Source organism: Dactylosporangium sp. NPDC000555, assembly GCF_040300025.1.
Classification (GTDB): Bacteria; Actinomycetota; Actinomycetes; order Mycobacteriales; family Micromonosporaceae; genus Dactylosporangium.
In genome coordinates this window covers 42783-58658 of sequence record NZ_JBEPDB010000012.1, presented here as the reverse complement: position 1 = coordinate 58658, position 15876 = coordinate 42783, and the positions used below count along the sequence as shown (strand labels likewise).

Sequence of the window (15876 nt, the reverse complement as noted above, 5' to 3'; positions counted from 1 at the left end):
CGCGATGACCGCGACCGCGATGAGGCCGAAGACGGCCCAGGCCCGGGTTCGCGACCGAGTCCGCCGCTCTGGCTCGGACTCGGGCTCGATCCGATCCTGGGTGGGATCCTGGGTGGTCAGCGCCGCTCCTCCAACTGCTTGCAGGTGACGCAGAGCGTAGCGGACGGGAACGCGGCCAGGCGCTCGACGGGGATGGGGTTGCCGCACTTCTCACACCAGCCGTAGCCGCCCTCGTCGAGCCGCTCCAGCGCCCGCTCGACCTGCGAGATGCGCTCGGCCAGGTTGTTGGCGATGGTGATCTCCTGCTCGCGCTCGCCGGTCTTGGTGCCGGTGTCGGCCTGGTCGTCCCCGGCGGAGTCGGTCAGGCGGTGCTGCTGCAGCTCGTGGATCTCGAGCAGCGTCTGGTCGTGCTCCGACTTGAGCTCGTCGCGGCGCTCGATCAGCGCGACGCGGATCTTCTCGGTCTCGGCTGCCGTGCGCGTGCCACGGGCGGACGTCGCCCCAGCGGTCTTGGCCGCGGTGGTCTTCGGTTCTGCGGTCTTGGCCATCGTGGCTCCCTCGGCCGCACGGGCGGCGTTTGACGTGGTCGGCACTTTCCTGGTGCTGATGGTGCTGTTGTTCGCGACGTCGCGGCCGGAATTCCTCTCGGCCGGCGCCGCCGTCCGCTTGGTGGCCTTTTTGGCCGATGTGGCGTTCGTGACGTTGCCGCTCTTGGCCCGGGACGATGTCCCGGTGGTGGTCCCGGCTTGCCGAGCGGCGGGTTTCTGTGCTCTTCTCACAGTGGTAACTCCCGTCACATCGGTGGCACTGCCCCGCCCGGCACCGCTCGCTGACCGGCCTTTCGGCACGGCATCAGCCCGCTCGGCCATGGCTCCCCCAGATGCAAAATGGGCGCGCGACACGCGTCGCGCACTCCAGTGGCTGGCAAGAATACGGAATGTACACGCGTCCGACAAACGCGACACACGCATTCAGACCAATTGGATCAATTATTGGCGCCGATCCTCGCCATGTTCGGCAAACCAACGGGCGAGTCTTCCACGCCTGCTCACGGCCCGCAGCCGTTGCTCCGCAGCGTCGCGCACCTGCTCGGTGGTGACGATCAGGAGGCTGTCGCGGGTCTTCAGACGAGTCTCGGGCGCCGGCACGAACGCACCGCCGTCGCGCAACACGAGCGTCACGACCGCACCGACAGGCAATCGTAACTCGTCCACGTGCACCCCGTTGAGCTTCGAGCCCGCAGGCACCTCGACCTGCAGCAGATCGGCTCGCATCCGCTCCAGCGGGGCCGCCTCCACCTGCAGGTCCGTCGGTTCGGCCGGCGCGGTGACGCCCAGCCGGCGCGCCACCGGGGGCAGTGTCACGCCCTGCGCCGCCGTGTAGATCACCACCAGCACGAACACCACGTTGAACAGGTTCTGCGCCCCGGGCAGGCCGGCCGAGAGCGGGATCGTGGCGAGCACGACCGGCACCGCCCCGCGCAGGCCGGCCCAGGACAGGAAGGCCTGGTCGCGCCAGCCGAAACCGGAGCGGGTGAACGCGAACGGGGCGGCGCTCAGCAGCACCGACAGGGGGCGGGCCAGCAGCACCAGCACCAGGCCGACGACCACCGCGGTGACCACCGCGCCGCCCAGCTCGCTCGGCGAGGCGAGCAGGCCCAGCAGCACGAACAGCCCGATCTGGGCCAGCCAGGCCAGGCCGTCGGCGAAGCCGAGCATGGCCCGCCGGTGCGGCAGGCGGGCGTTGCCGAGCACGACGCCGGTGACGTACACGGCGAGGAACCCCGAGGCGTGCGCGACCGCCCCGGCGGCGTAGGCGAGCACGGTCAGCCCGATCGCGGCGAGCGGGTAGAGGCCCGCCGAGGGCAGCGCCGCGCGGCGCAGCGCCCAGGCGCCGCCGAACCCGGCCAGCAGCCCGATCGCGCCGCCGGCCACGAGCTCGTAGCCGACCAGGGCGAGCTCTTCGTACCAGGGCGCCTGGCCGCCCAGGGGCGCGGACAGCAGCACGACCAGGATGACCACGGGAGCGTCGTTGATCCCGGACTCCGCCTCCAGCAGCGCGGCCAGGCGCGGGCGCACCGGCACCCGGCGCAGCGTGGAGAAGACGGCCGCGGCGTCGGTCGAGGACAGCACCGCGCCGTAGAGCAGCGCCTGCTGCCAGCCCACGCCGAGCGCCGCGTGGACGACCGCGCCGACCACCGCGACGCTGACGACCACGCCGAGCGTGGAGAGCACCAGCGCCGGCCCGAGTACCGGCCGCAGCGTCGACCAGCGGGCCGTCAGCCCGCCCTCGGCGATGATCACGACGAGCGCGCAGATGCCGAGCGTGCGGGTCAGCTCGGCGTCGGCGAACCTGATGCCGAGGCCGGCGTCGCCGATCACGAGGCCGAGCAGCAGGTACACCAGGAGGCTGGGCAACCCCAGCCGGACCGACAGCCGCACCGCACCGACGCACACCAGCAGGACGGCCGCGCTGACGAGCAGCGCGATGTTGAGCTCGTGACTCAACGGCGCCCCGCCAGCAGCTCGGCGACCCGCTCCGGCAGGTCCTCGGGCGGATCGGCGAGCTCGACCAGCTTGTCACGGCTCGCGGCGCCGGCCTTGAGCCGCAGCGCGGACGGACGCACCCCGATCGCGGCCGCGAGTGCTCGCAGCGCCGCCTCGGTCGCCTGCCCCTCCACCGGGCGGGCGCCCACCGCGACGATCACCGCCGGCCCGTAGGGCCCGGGGTGGCTACCGCCGACCGCAGTGCGCGACGCACCCGGCCTGACACGGATCGCGATGGTGGTCACTGCCCCATTGTGCGGGTTCACTCGACCGAGGTCGATCCTCCGCCCGGCGAAATTGGTCCGGCGGCCCCGTCAGCGGCGGGCGGCGAGCAGGACGTCGTTGGGGGCGCAGGCGCTGCACGGGGTGAAGCCCAGCTCGACCGCCTCGTGCGCCGGCAGCGGCTCGTGCTCGCGGCCCAGCAGATGCGGGCAGGTGGACACGTGATAGCGCGGGCGGCCGTCGATCACCAGGACCTCGGCGTCCAGTGCGGCGACCCGAGCCAGGTCCGCCGCCGAGGATTGCTGGATCGGCGGCTCGTCCGCCGGGTCCTCGTCGTCGAACTCGTCATCGTCGTCATCGTCGTCGTACGCGAGGGCCCCGTGGACACCATGATCGTAGCCGGACGGGTACTCGTCGTAGCGGCCCTGCTCGTCGTCGCTCGGCGGCCCGAGGGCGGGCTCCGGTTCGTCGCGCACCGGCGCCATCATCGCCGTCTCGTCCGCGGCGGCCCGGCCGCCGGCGGCGGTGCCGTAGGTGGTCCCCGTGCGGGCGCCCGCGCCGACCGCCTGCCGCTCGGCACGCCGGCCGTACTCGCCGGAGCCCGACAGGTCGAGATCCTCGACGCCCAGGTGGGAGGCGAGCGGGTCGTAGCGCTCCACGGGCACCTGCCGCCCGGTGCGGGTGGTGCGTGCCGAGCGCGCCGCCGCGGCCTGGCGGCCGCCGACGATCAGCGCCACCGCGGCCAGCAGGCTCGCGCCGATCGACGCCACCAGCAGCGCGTCCGAGCCCTGCACCAGGCCCAGCACCAGCAGGCCGACGGCCACCACGATCAGCAGCAGGCTTCCGACGATCACGGCCCAGTCCCTCCGCAAAAGGCGATCCCGGCGCGAGTGCAGAGCCTCCCCGGGCGAGTGTCTCTCAGCCGGTACAACGACCGAGCCTGCCGGAAGTGTCCCGTAAGCGACCGGCGCCCCAGCCGAAAATTCGACTGGGGCGCCGCGTGTCGCGTTGACCGGCCGCATGTGACATGGCTGCCGGCCGGGTGCTGTGTGTGCCGTGTGCTGTTCGGTTCACTCCTGCGGGTGACGTGCCGCGTCGCCTCGGACCTGGACCTGGCTCGTGACGGTCAGCGACCCGCGCCCTCGTAGCCGCCCGCGAGGCCGGCCGTGGCCAGGCCGCCGCCGACGGCCGGACGCGCCGCGCCCTCGTTGCGCGCGGCCATCTCGGCCTCGAGGCTCTGCTCGCGGCCGGTGAGGTCGCGCAGCTGGCTCTCCAGGTAGGCCTTGAGGCGGGTGCGATACTCCCGCTCGAACTGCTTGAGCTCCTCGATGTGCTTCTGCAGCGCGGTGCGCTTCGCGTCGAGGCCGCCCATGGCCTCCTGGTGGCGCTGGCGGGCGTCGCGCTCGAGCGCGTCGGCCTTCGCCCGCGCGTCGCGGGTGACCTCCTCGGACTTGGTGCGAGCCTCGGAGAGGAGCTTGTCGGCCTCGCGGCGGGCGTCGGAGACGTGGTCGTCCGCGGTGCGCTGGGCCATCATGAGGACGCGCAGCGCCTGCTGCTCGCCGTCGCCGCCGCCCGTGGCGCCGCCCTGCGCCCGGATCTGGTCGAGCTCCTGCTGCATGCCGCGAGCGGCCGCCTCGGCGGACGACTTCTCCCGCTGAACGCGCTCGAACTGCGTCTTGAGATCGGCGAGCTCCGCGGCGAGGCGAGGGTCGCCACCGCCACCGGGCGCGACACGCGCCGGGCCACCACCGCGCTCGAGCTGCGCGCGCAGCTCGTTGTTCTCTTCGATCAGCCGGGCGAGCTCGCGCTCGACCTCGTCGAGGAAGGCGTCGACCTCTTCCTCGTCGTAGCCCCGTTTGCCGATAGGGGGCTTCTTGAAGGCGACGTTGTGAACGTCGGCCGGGGTCAGCGGCATCGAAACTCCTCGGGTCAGTTGCGGCCGCGAGGCCGCCGAGCGGTGCGTGTCACGAGAACGCCGCGATCAGCCGCCCTAACACGACGTACATCAGCACGAACAGGATAACCAGCAGCACAAGCGAGGACAGGTCCACGGCCACGGTACCAATACGCAGCGGTCGAATCACCCGCCTCAACGCTTTGAGTGGCGGATCGGTGACGCTCCACACCACTTCCAGCGCCGCCGCCGCGCCCCGGCCGGGCTGCCAGCGACGTCCGAACTGGATGACGTAGCCCATCACGAAGCGTGCGAGGAGCACCACCAGGAACAGGTAGAGCAGCAGATGCACAATCTGCAAGGTGATGGACACCACGGCCGTTGAAGTCCTCGCATCAGCTCTGGTTGAAGAACCCGCCCTCGGCGATCTTGGCTTTGTCCTCCGCGGTGACCTGGACGTTTGCCGGAGAGAGCAGGAAGACTCGGTTGGTCACCCGCTCGAAGTTACCACGCAGCCCGAACACCAGACCCGCCGCGAAGTCGACCAAACGTTTGGCGTCCGCCTCGTCCATCTCGGTGAGGTTCATGATCACCGGAACGCCGTCCCGGAAGTGCTCGCCGATCGTGCGCGCCTCGTTGTAGGTCGTGGGGTGCAGCGTAGTGATCGCGTAACGGCGGTCGTCGTTGTCTTCCTCCACCGCAGGACGCTCCCGGAGTGAGCTCGACGGGGTAAGCGCGAGATTGTCACGGGTCGGATAGCTGACCGACGAGCTCGGGCGCGTGATCGAGCGCACGGTGCTCGTCCGGCTCGCGGCGCTCGCCTCGAGCCGCTCGGCCGACGAGAGGCGCTCGGACGCGGACAGACGCTCGGACGCGCTCAAGCGCTCGGAGACCGACAGACGCTCCGAGGCGGTGTGCCGCTCCGAGGCCGTCCGGGAGCGCGGCGCCGGCACCTCGTCGACCTCCTCGTCGTCGTCGAGGAGGTCGTCGCCGTATCGGTAGTGACGGTCGTCGTAGCCACGATCGTCTTCGTCCTCGACGAGACCGAGCCAGACGCCCGCCCTGCGCAGAGCACCCATACGCGCTCCTCCGTCCACCGCCATGCGGCACTTCCCCCCGTTGTCCGTGCCACCGATCACGTCGTGCGACACCGCCCCGCCGGCGCAGAACCACACCCGTGTAATTTTTTCCGTTACCGCGGCCAGGCTACCGCAGCGGGGTGCGTTTTCCGAGCAATGCGCTGCCGACACGGACATGTGTCGAGCCATGCAGAATCGCGGATTCAAGGTCGCCGCTCATACCCGCGGAAATCCAGTCCGGCACGCCGCCCGGCCCGGAAAAACGCTGCCGAATCCGGGAGGAGATCGCGGCGAGGCGTGCGAATGCGTCGTCGGGCTCCCAGCCGAGCGGCGCCACCGCCATGACCCCGAGCAGCCGCAGCGCCGGGCTGGCCGCGATCGCCTCGGCCACCTTCTCCACAGCGCCGGTGACCGCGCCGCCGCGCCGCTCGTCGTCGTCCAGGCTGACCTGCACCAGCGCGCCGAGCGGGGTCTCCCGCCCGGCCCGCACGGCGGCGTCGGCCAGCGCGTCGGCCAGCCGCAGGCTGTCCACGGAGTGCACGACGTCGGCGTAGCCCGCCACCGACCGCGCCTTGTTGCGCTGCAGCTGCCCGACGAAGTGCCAGCGCACCCCGGAAACGGCCGCCGCCTTCGGGGCGGCCTCCTGGTCGCGGTTCTCGCCCACGTCGAGCACGCCCAGGTCGGCCAGGCGCGCCACGTCCTCGGCGGGATAGGTCTTCGTGATCGCCACGAGCGTGACGGAATCCGGCACGCGGCCGGCGGCCCGGCAGGCAGCGGTGATCCGCTCCCGCACCGCCGCGAGATTGGCCGCGATCTCCGATGTGCGCGCGTCCACGGGAACCCTCCGAATATGCCGATCAGGTAGGCCGCCGGGGCGGCCTACCTGATTCAAGCAGAGATCGATCAGGCGCCGTTCTTGAGGAAGTCCGGCACGTCGACGTCGTCGAAGAGCACCCGCCGGGGCGGCGGTGGGGCCTGGCGCTCCGGCGCCGGAGGCTCCTTGGGCTGGCTGTGCTGACCGCCGTGCGCCGCGCGCGGCGCGCGCGCCTCGACCGGCCGGTACGCCGGGGCGCCCCCGTCGAACCCCGCCGCGATGACCGTGACGCGCACCTCGTCGCCGAGCGCGTCGTCGATGACCGCGCCGAAGATGATGTTCGCGTCCGGGTGCGCGGCGTCGGTGACCAGCTGCGCAGCGTCGTTGATCTCGAACAGGCCCAGGTCGGACCCGCCGGCGATGGACAGCAGCACGCCGCGCGCGCCGTCCATGCTCTGCTCCAGCAGCGGGCTGGAGATCGCCGACTCGGCGGCCTCGACCGCACGGTTGTCCCCGCGGGCGCTGCCGATGCCCATGAGCGCGCTCCCGGCGCCGCTCATGACGCTCTTGACGTCGGCGAAATCGAGGTTGATCAGGCCCGGCGTGGTGATCAGGTCGGTGATGCCCTGAACACCGGAGAGCAGGACCTGGTCGGCCTGGCGGAAGGCGTCCATCATGCTGATGCCGCGGTCCCCCAGCGCCAGGAGCCGGTCGTTGGGGATCACGATGAGCGTGTCGCACTGATTGCGCAGCTCCTCGATGCCCGCCTCGGCCTGCACCTGCCGGCGCTTGCCCTCGAACGAGAACGGCCGGGTGACCACACCGATGGTCAGCGCGCCGAGCTTCCGCGCGATGTTGGCCACGACGGGCGCGCCGCCGGTGCCTGTGCCGCCACCCTCGCCGCAGGTGACGAAGACCATGTCGGCGCCCTTGAGCACCTCTTCGATCTCGTCCCGGTGGTCTTCGGCCGCATTCTTGCCGACATCGGGATTGGCGCCCGCACCCAGCCCGCGGGTCAGTTCCCGGCCGACGTCGAGCTTGACGTCGGCGTCACTCATCAGCAGGGCCTGGGCGTCGGTGTTGATCGCGATGAACTCGACGCCCTTCAGGCCAACCTCGATCATGCGATTGACGGCGTTGACCCCGCCGCCGCCGATGCCGACGACCTTGATGACCGCGAGATAGTTGTGCGGATGTGCCATCGGACCACCTTTCCTTTCGAGGTTGGCGAGCGCCGATCCTGTCCGGAGTCGTCGAACTGGAAACCCGGTCCGGCCCCGCGGTGGGACCTGTCCCGAGCCTGACCCCGCGACGGGCGGCGTCCGCCAAATGCGAACGCACCGGATGAGGGTCCCGCAAACCCTCACCCTTTACTAGAGGCTTATAGTTATGTCAACTAATGCCTTATCGCAAGGTAAGGGCATGACTGTCGTGATCCAAGGACCGTGCCTCGGCGTGTCGGCTAATCGCCACGACGCCGTCGACGATTTTCCTAACGGCTTCCAGGTGCCCCTTGTGACGGCCGCTCTCCTCGATCATCCGCGGGAGCACCCCCGGGATCGACACGACGCGGCCGTGGCGGCGCCCCGCGCGAGGGGTTCCGAGGGCTCATTTCTCCAGAACCACCCTGGGCGCGCTCACGTCGAGGGTGTGGCCCGGTTCGATCTTCGTGAGCTGCAGCACCCGAATCTTCGCCGCGTTCTGCGTCGCGTCGCCCCATACGACCAGCCGGCCGTCGGTCAGCTCCAGCCGGATCCGGGTCGGCGACTCGGCGACGAGCGCGACCATCTGCGCGCGCACCGCCGGCGGCAGCTCGGCGAGCACGCTCAGCGCGCCGGCCGTGGTGGCGTCGCCGGGCTCGGGCCGGGCGACGCGGATCACCGGCAGCCCGGGCGGGGACGCCTCGACCGGCAGGAACGCCACGCCCTCGGCGTCGAGCAGCGTATACCCGCCGACCTTGGGCACCACCGCCACCGCCGTGCGCTCCCGCACAGCGATGGCGAGCGTGTGCGGGTAGCGGACCGAGACGGTCGCCGTGCGCACCGGCTTGAGCTGCCGGACCCGCTGCCCCACGGCGCCCAGGTCGAGCCGGGCGAGCGGGGCGCCGCCCGGGACGGCCGCCGCCCGGCGTACGGCATCGGGGTCGAGGACGGACACGCCGGAGACCTCGATCCGCTCGACGCCGAGCGCCGGGGTGAGGTAGACGATCGCCGCCGCCCCGCCCAGCAGCGCGGCCACGCCCAGCGCCACCAGCCAGGGCAGCGCCGCGAGGAGGCGGTGCCGCCTGGCCCGCTTGGCGAAGCGCCGCACCGACTGCGGGGCGTCGCGAGGGGCCAGGACGAGCCGCCAGCCGCGCGTCTGGGTCACGGGCGATCAGTCCTCAGTCGTCGGCCCGGGAGTGCCGGCCCACGTACTCCTCGGGTTCGGCCTCACCCTTGAGCGCGGCGAGCAGCTCGTCGCCCATGAGCGAGATCGGCGGCGCGCCCATCGTGACGACCACGTCACCCTCGCGGACCCGGGCGACGACCTCGCCGGGCACGTCCTCCCAGGAGGACACGAACACCTTGCGATCCCCGGGCAGGTCGACGGCGGCGGTGAGCGCCACCCCGCCCTCCCCCGGCTCGCGGACCTCGCCGGGGCCGAAGACCTCCATGATCACGGCCTCGTCGGCGAGCGACAGGCCCGCGGCGATCTCGGCCTGGAAGTCCCGGGTGCGGTACACCCGGTAGGGCTGGAACACCACGACAAGGCGCCCCTCGCCGGCCACCTCGCGCAGCGTGCGCAGCGCCGCCGCGATCGGCACCGGGTGGTACGCGTACTCGTCGTAGATCCGCACCCCCGCCTCGGCGCCCTTGAACTCGAACCGGCGGCGCACGCCCGGGAAGGTCGCGAGCGTCTCGATCGCGGTCTCCGCGGGCACGCCCAGCCGCAGCGCGACGAGGATCGCGCCGGCCGAGTTGAGCCCGAGGTGGGCGCCCGGCACGGGCAGGAACACCTCGCCGAGCGGCACGCCGTCGTGGTGAGCCACGTAGCGCACGCCGTTGGCCGAGGAGCGGACCTCGCTGATGCGCAGGTCGGCGTCGGGCGCGGTGCCGTAGGTGACCACGTCCACGCCGGCCGCGCGGGCACGCACCGCCATCCGCATCGCCCCGGCGTCGTCGGCGCAGGTCACCACGAAGCCGCCCGGCTCGACCCGGCCGCAGAACTCGACGAACGCATCCTCGAGGCCCTGCAGGTCGCCGTAGGTGTTGAGGTGGTCGGCGTCGATGTTCGTGACGACCGCGACGTGCGGGTCGTACAGCAGGAACGACCGGTCGCTCTCGTCGGCCTCGGCCACGAAGAGCTCGCCGCTGCCGTGGTGGGCGTTGGAGCCGACCTCGGAGATCTCCCCGCCGATGACGAACGACGGGTCCAGCCCGGCGTGCTGGAGGATCAGCGTGATCATCGACGTGGTGGTGGTCTTGCCGTGCGTGCCGGCCACGGCGACGCTGCGCCGGCCGTTCATCGTCGCGGCGAGCGCCTCCGAGCGGTGCAGCAGCCGCAGTCCCCGCTCGCGGGCGGTGACGAGCTCGATGTGGTCCTTCGGGATGGCCGTCGAATACACCACGGTGTCCACGCCGTCGAGGTTGGACGGCTGGTGGGTGCGGTAGATCGTGCCGCCGAGCGCCTTGAGGGCGGCCAGCTGGGGCCACTCCTTGAGCTCGCTGCCCGACAGCGGGATGCCGCGGGTCAGCAGCAGCCGGGCCAGGCCGCTCATGCCGACCCCGCCGACCCCCACGAGGTGAACCTTGCCAAGTTCCTCAGCAGTGAGCTTGCTCATGCCGAAACCTCCGCTTCGCTCCGGCTGCGGCACGAGTCATCCCTGCGCTCATGATGAGCGGCCACTCCGCCCAGTCTGGCTCGATGAGGCTTCGCACTGACCGACCCAGACCAGGCGCCGCTCCGCTCCGTACCGCTCATGCCTCTCCCACCACCTTCAGCACGTACCGACGAAGGGCCTCGTCGCCGTCGCGGCGGCCGTAGCCGGCGGCCGCGCGGCTCATCGCGGCGAGCCGGGCGCCGTCGCGCACCAGCGGCACCACGGTCTGCGAGATGAGCTCGGGCGACAGGTCACCGTCCTCGACGATCAGGCCGCCGCCGGCCTCGACCACCGGCAACGCGTTGCGCCGCTGCTCGCCGTTGCCCCACGGCAGCGGCACGTAAACCGCCGGCATGCCGATCGCCGCGGTTTCCGCGCAGGTCATCGCGCCACCCCGGCACAGCGCCAGGTCGCCGGCGGCGTAGCCGAGCTCCATCTCGGAGAGGAACTTGATCCGGACGTACGGCGCGGCGAGGCCGGCCGGCACCTCGAAGTCCTCGTTGCGCGCGCCGATGATGTGCAGCACCTGTACCCCGGCCGACGTGATCGCCTTCGCCGCGCCGGCCACCGCCTGGTTGATCGAGCGGGCGCCCGAGGAGGCGCCGAACACGAACAGCGTCGGCAGGTTGGGATCGAGCCCGAAGCGGGCCCGCGCCTCGGCGCGCCAAGCGGCCCGGTCCAGCGTGGTGATGCTCCGCCGCAGCGGCACGCCGACGACCTCGGCCTGCGCCACCGCCGGCATCTGCTGCCGCTGGTGCGGGAAGCCGAGCACGAGGTGCTTGGTGAAGCGCATGCCCATCTTGTTGGCCACGCCGATGGGCACGTTGACCTCGTGGATCACGCTCGGCGTCTTGCGCCGCCAGGCCGCCAGGTAGGCCGGAACCGACACGTAGCCGCCGAAGCCGACCACGACGTCGGCGTTGACCTCGTCGAGGATCGCGCGGGTGGCCCGTGCCGCCTTCCACATCCGGTCCGGGGTGCGGACCAGGTTCATGTTGACCGAGCGGGGCAGTTGGTACGCCGGAACGTGACGCAGCTCGTAGCCGCGCTGCGGGATGATCTCGTTCTCCATCCCGCTTGGCGACCCGATGCAGGTGATGCGGACGCCGGGGTCGTGCCTGCGCAGGCAGTCGGCGAAGGCGAGCAGCGGGTAGATGTGCCCGCCCGTGCCTCCGCCGGCCAGCACCACCGAGCGCAGCGCTGCCATCAGGTGCTCCTTCCGCGGGGCGGCCCGTTGGGCGAATGACTCGCCGAGGGCCGGCCCGTCGTGCGTGTCGAGGGGTCCACGCTGTCGCCGTCCTCGCGGGCGCGCGGAAGCGGCGGCAACGGCGCCCAGAGTAGTCGTACCCATTTCCGGGGTGGACGGGCGTGCATGGCTAGCGCGCACTCCGGCTCGGCCCGGGCGGCTGAAGTCAGGATGCCGGCCGCGGCGAGCGCTACAACGAGGGCGGTGCCGCCGTAGGAGATGAACGGCAGCGGAAGGCCGGTGATCGGCATCAGTCCGACCACCCCGCCGATATTGATGATCGCCTGGCCGACGAACCAGATGGTGATCGCGGCCGCCATCAGCCGGCGGAACGGGTCCTCGACCCGGCGGGCGATGCGCAGCCCGGTGTACGTCAGCATGCCGAACAGCAGCAGGACCACCATGCAGCCGACCACGCCGAGTTCCTCGGCGACGATGGCGAAGATGAAGTCGTTGTGCGCGTGGGGCAGCCGGCCCCACTTGATGTGGCCCTGGCCGAGGCCCACGCCGAACCAGCCGCCGTCGGCCATCGCCCAGAGGCCGCGCAGGTACTGGTACCGCCCCTTCTCCCCTTTCGGGTCGATGCTCGGGTCGAAGAACACCTTGAGCCGGTCGAGCCGGTAGTCCTTGTTCGCCGGCAGCAGAATGAGGGCCACCACGCCGGCGGTGAAGAAAGCGCCGAGCCAGCCGAAGACCTGCAGCCGGGCCCCGGCCGCCCAGAGCAGTCCGGTGAACAGCACGACCATGCAGATCATCGAGCCGAGGTCGTTGTAGCCGACGAGCAGCAGCAGGGTGACCGCCACCGGGAACAGCGGGATGAACAGCCCGCGCCAGGACAGGATGGCGCGGCCCTTGCGCACCAGCAGGTCGGCACCCCAGACCACCAGCGCGATCTTGGCCAGCTCGGCCGGCTGCAGCTGCAGGTCGCCGATGCCCAGCCAGAGGTCGTTGACCCAGATCGGCCCGAGATGGATCGACTCCACTTTGGCGCCGGGCGGCGTACGCCGTGCGGCGACCCACCCCATCAGGTCCACGAAGGACATGAGCAGGAACGACGCGAGCAGCAGCGGGATCGCCAGGGCGCGGAAGGTGCGCATCGGCAGCCGCTGGCAGACCCAGAAGGCGAGCAGCCCGACCACCGCCCAGAGCCCCTGCTTGGCGATCGAGGTGAACGGGCTGCCCGTGGTCGCGTAGTTGCCGACGCTGGTCACGGAGAAGACCATGATCAGGCCGATGAACACGAGCAGCCCGACGCTGGACAGCAGTAGGTAGTACGACGCCAGCGGGCGGTCGAGCAGTCCGCGCAGCGTGCCGACGAAGTTGCCGGCCCAGCCGCCGTCCGGAACTTCCTCCCCGTCGCTCCTCATGCCGCCATCATTCCGTCCGTACCACGCCTGGGCGTGGTACGACGCGCTGTCTCCGGTCCCGCTCGTTTACGAGGCGCCGCTCATGACTCTCAGGAAGTCGGCGGCGAAGAGGCCCAGGGCGGCCGCCACGCCGAGGCCGGCGATGATCCAGAACCGGACGACGATGTTGACCTCGCTCCAGCCGGCCAGCTCGAAATGGTGCTGCAGCGGGACCATCCGGAAGATGCGCTTGCCCGTCGTGCGGTACGAACCGATCTGCATCACCCAGGTCACCACGATGATGACGAAGAGCAGGCCGAGCAGCGGCAGCAGCAGGATCGTCTTGGTCGCCACGGCCAGGCCGGCGATCAGCGAGCCGAGCGCCATGGAGCCGGTGTCGCCCATGAAGATCCGGGCCGGGGAGGTGTTCCACCACAGGAAACCGACCAGCGCGCCGACGGCGGCGCCGGCGATCAGCGCCATCTCCAGCGGGTCGCGCACGTCGTAGCAGTAGTCGGCGTTGTACGCGGGGTCCGCGCACCAGTGGCGGTACTGCCAGAACGCGATCGCCATGTAGCTGACGAGCACCAGGATCGAGGTGCCCGTCGCCAGGCCGTCGAGGCCGTCGGTCAGGTTCACCGCGTTGGACATCGACATGACGACGAAGACGAAGAAGATGACCGCGGCGATCTTGCCGATGTTCAGCCAGTCGATGTCGTGCACCCACGACAGGTTCGGGCTGGCCACCGTCGCGACGACCTGGCGGCCGGTCTGGGTGGCCGGCACGTAGAGCGCGATCGCGCCGAAGATGGCGCCGATGAGCGCCTGGCCGATGAGCTTGCCGCGCTTGTTGAGCCCGTCGCTGTTGCGCTTGGCGACCTTGAGGTAGTCGTCGAGGAAGCCCAGCAGGCCGGTGAAGACGAACAGGCCCAGCAGCACCACGGCGGTGGCGGTCGGGCCGCTCGGGCGCAGCTGCTTGTCGGGCAGCGTGGTGAGCGCGATGTGACCGCCCGTGTAGGCGACCAGCGTGGCGAAGATGAACACCACGCCGCCCATCGTGGGCGTGCCCTTCTTGCCGAGGTGCGTCTGCGGGCCCTCGGTGCGGATGGGCTGGTCGGCCTTCAGCCGGGTGAAATACCTGATCGCGATCGGCGTGCCGAACAGCGAGATGAGAAACGCCACGAAGGCGGCGACGAATACGGCCCTCACTTGCGGACGCCTTCCGAACGGAGGGCGTCGGCGACGTCCCAGGTCCGGTAGCGCGACCCCTTGACCAGGACCACGTCGCGAGGAAGCAGCTCGGCGCGCAGCAGCGCCACGGCGGCCTCCTGATCGGTCACGAGCACCGAGTCTCCTCCCCAACTCGCCACGGCGGCCGCCCCGTCCAGGATCGGCGCGGCCTGCTCGCTGACGGCCACGAGACGGTCCACGCCGAGCTCCGCGGCGAGGCGCCCGACCTCCTCGTGGCCGGTTCGCTCGTACTCGCCGAGCTCCGCCATGAAGCCGAGCACCGCGATCTTGCGCCGCCCGCCGGCCACCGCGACGAGCGCACGCAGCGCGGCCGCCATGGACGCCGGGTTGGCGTTGAACGAATCGTCGATGACCGTGACACCGTCGGCACGGTCGAAAACATCCATCCTGCGGATCGACAAACCCTCGAGATCGCCGAGTCCCGCGGCGATCGCGGCCGGCTCAATGCCGGCGTGCGACGCGACGACGGCGGCGAGCAGCGCGTTGCCGACGGAATGGCGCCCCGCCACGTCGAGACGCACCGGCACCGCCTCGGCGCCGGGTATGTGCAGGGTGAAACCGAAGCGCCCACGGTCCAGCGCGACGACCTCGGTGGCCCGCACCTCGGCGTCGTTCGCCTCGCCGCTCAGCACGACCCGGGCGCTCGTGCGGGCGGCCATCGCCCGCACCCGCTCGTCGTCCGCGTTGAGCACGGCCACGCCGTCCGGCCCGAGGGCCTCGACCAGCTCGCCCTTGGCCTGCGCGATGCCCTCGACGGAGCCGAACTCGGCGATGTGGGCGACGCCCACATTGAGCACGACGGAGACGTCCGGAGGGGCGATCTCGCAGAGATACCGCAGATGCCCGGCACCTCGCGCGCCCATCTCGAGCACCAGGAAGCGGGTCCGGGCATCGACCTTGAGCACCGTGTACGGCGTGCCGAGCTCGTTGTTCTCCGACCCGAACGTGGCCACCGTCGGCCCGTGCGTCGCGAGCAGCCGGGCGACGAGGTCCTTCGTGCTGGTCTTGCCCGACGAGCCGGTGAGCGCGATGACGGTCAGCCCGGGCAGGCGGTCGATGACCTCGCGAGCCAGCAACCCCATCGCGTGCCGCGGGTCCTCGACCACGATCGTGGGCACGCCCGAGACGGGGCGGCTGCCGAGCACTCCGGTGGCGCCGTCGGCCATCGCCTTGGGCGCGAACTCGTGCGCGTCGACCTTGGCGCCCGCGAAGGCGACGAAGAGGCTGCCGGGCCCGACCTTGCGCGAGTCGTACTCCACCGGGCCGTCGACGAGCGCGGCGGCGTCGCCGTCGTGCAGCTCGCCTTCCACGATGCGGGCGATCTCCCCCAGCGACATCTCGATCATGCCGTCACCTCCGCTGCGCTCCGGCAGCGGCATGGTTGAAGGCTGATTCCATGATGAGCGGCCCCAACGCCCAGTCCGGCTCGATGAGGCTTCGCGCTGACCGACCCGGACCAGGCGCCGCTTCGCTCCGTACCGCTCATGCCGTCACCTCCGCTGCGCTCCGGCAGCGGCACGATTGAAGGCTGATTCCATGATGAGCGGCCCCAACGCCCAGTCCGGCTCGATGAGGCTTCGCGCTGACCGACCCGGACCAGGCGCCGCTTCGCTCCGTAC

Annotated in this window: 15 protein-coding genes; all 15 read right to left on the bottom strand. The window is 71.3% G+C overall.

What is annotated here, in order from left to right:
* Positions 1-116: 116 nt before the first annotated feature.
* The 15 genes from ABT297_RS10595 to ABT297_RS10525 all read right to left on the bottom strand — a co-directional run bounded on the left by ABT297_RS10595 (position 117) and on the right by ABT297_RS10525 (position 15603).
* Positions 117-548, bottom strand: a complete 432-nt coding sequence (locus tag ABT297_RS10595; RefSeq protein ID WP_350547230.1) for a TraR/DksA family transcriptional regulator — start codon at positions 546-548, stop codon at positions 117-119.
* Positions 549-989: 441 nt separating this feature from the next.
* Positions 990-2507: a potassium/proton antiporter gene (locus tag ABT297_RS10590; RefSeq protein WP_350547227.1), complete on the bottom strand. Its 1518-nt coding sequence runs from the start codon at positions 2505-2507 to the stop codon at positions 990-992.
* The gene (locus ABT297_RS10585) at positions 2504-2791 is read right to left on the bottom strand and encodes a DUF167 domain-containing protein (protein WP_350547224.1); all 288 of its coding nucleotides are present in this window, start codon (positions 2789-2791) and stop codon (positions 2504-2506) included. Before ABT297_RS10585 ends, ABT297_RS10590 begins: the two co-directional genes overlap by 4 nt.
* 69 nt (positions 2792-2860) lie before the next feature.
* Positions 2861-3427 carry a hypothetical protein gene (locus tag ABT297_RS10580; RefSeq protein WP_502885553.1) on the bottom strand — a complete coding sequence of 189 codons (567 nt, stop codon included), beginning with the start codon at positions 3425-3427 and terminating at the stop codon, positions 2861-2863.
* A 467-nt stretch (positions 3428-3894) separates the two neighbouring features.
* On the bottom strand, positions 3895-4683 hold the full coding sequence (locus ABT297_RS10575) for a DivIVA domain-containing protein (protein ID WP_350547218.1): 789 nt from the start codon (positions 4681-4683) through the stop codon (positions 3895-3897).
* A gap of 49 nt (positions 4684-4732) precedes the next feature.
* The gene (locus ABT297_RS10570) at positions 4733-5038 is read right to left on the bottom strand and encodes a YggT family protein (RefSeq protein ID WP_350547215.1); all 306 of its coding nucleotides are present in this window, start codon (positions 5036-5038) and stop codon (positions 4733-4735) included.
* Between the two features lie 19 nt (positions 5039-5057).
* Positions 5058-5741: a cell division protein SepF gene (locus tag ABT297_RS10565; RefSeq protein ID WP_350547495.1), complete on the bottom strand. Its 684-nt coding sequence runs from the start codon at positions 5739-5741 to the stop codon at positions 5058-5060.
* A gap of 127 nt (positions 5742-5868) precedes the next feature.
* Positions 5869-6576, bottom strand: coding sequence for a YggS family pyridoxal phosphate-dependent enzyme (locus tag ABT297_RS10560; protein WP_350547212.1), 708 nt, complete (start codon positions 6574-6576; stop codon positions 5869-5871).
* A 68-nt stretch (positions 6577-6644) separates the two neighbouring features.
* Positions 6645-7757 carry a cell division protein FtsZ gene (ftsZ, locus tag ABT297_RS10555; protein WP_350547209.1) on the bottom strand — a complete coding sequence of 371 codons (1113 nt, stop codon included), beginning with the start codon at positions 7755-7757 and terminating at the stop codon, positions 6645-6647.
* A 406-nt stretch (positions 7758-8163) separates the two neighbouring features.
* Complete coding sequence (locus ABT297_RS10550) at positions 8164-8922, bottom strand: cell division protein FtsQ/DivIB (RefSeq protein ID WP_350547206.1); 759 nt, start codon at positions 8920-8922, stop codon at positions 8164-8166.
* A 13-nt stretch (positions 8923-8935) separates the two neighbouring features.
* Entirely contained in the window at positions 8936-10375 is a 1440-nt protein-coding gene (murC, locus tag ABT297_RS10545) for a UDP-N-acetylmuramate--L-alanine ligase (RefSeq protein ID WP_350547203.1), read from the bottom strand.
* 136 nt (positions 10376-10511) lie between these two features.
* The gene (murG, locus tag ABT297_RS10540; RefSeq protein ID WP_350547200.1) at positions 10512-11621 is read right to left on the bottom strand and encodes an undecaprenyldiphospho-muramoylpentapeptide beta-N-acetylglucosaminyltransferase; all 1110 of its coding nucleotides are present in this window, start codon (positions 11619-11621) and stop codon (positions 10512-10514) included.
* The gene (locus ABT297_RS10535) at positions 11621-13027 is read right to left on the bottom strand and encodes an FtsW/RodA/SpoVE family cell cycle protein (RefSeq protein ID WP_350547197.1); all 1407 of its coding nucleotides are present in this window, start codon (positions 13025-13027) and stop codon (positions 11621-11623) included. Before ABT297_RS10535 ends, murG begins: the two co-directional genes overlap by 1 nt.
* 66 nt (positions 13028-13093) lie before the next feature.
* Positions 13094-14215 (bottom strand): phospho-N-acetylmuramoyl-pentapeptide-transferase, encoded by a 1122-nt coding sequence (mraY, locus tag ABT297_RS10530; protein WP_350547194.1) that lies wholly within the window; start codon positions 14213-14215, stop codon positions 13094-13096.
* Positions 14212-15603: a UDP-N-acetylmuramoyl-tripeptide--D-alanyl-D-alanine ligase gene (locus ABT297_RS10525; protein WP_350547492.1), complete on the bottom strand. Its 1392-nt coding sequence runs from the start codon at positions 15601-15603 to the stop codon at positions 14212-14214. Before ABT297_RS10525 ends, mraY begins: the two co-directional genes overlap by 4 nt.
* Positions 15604-15876: the final 273 nt, after the last annotated feature.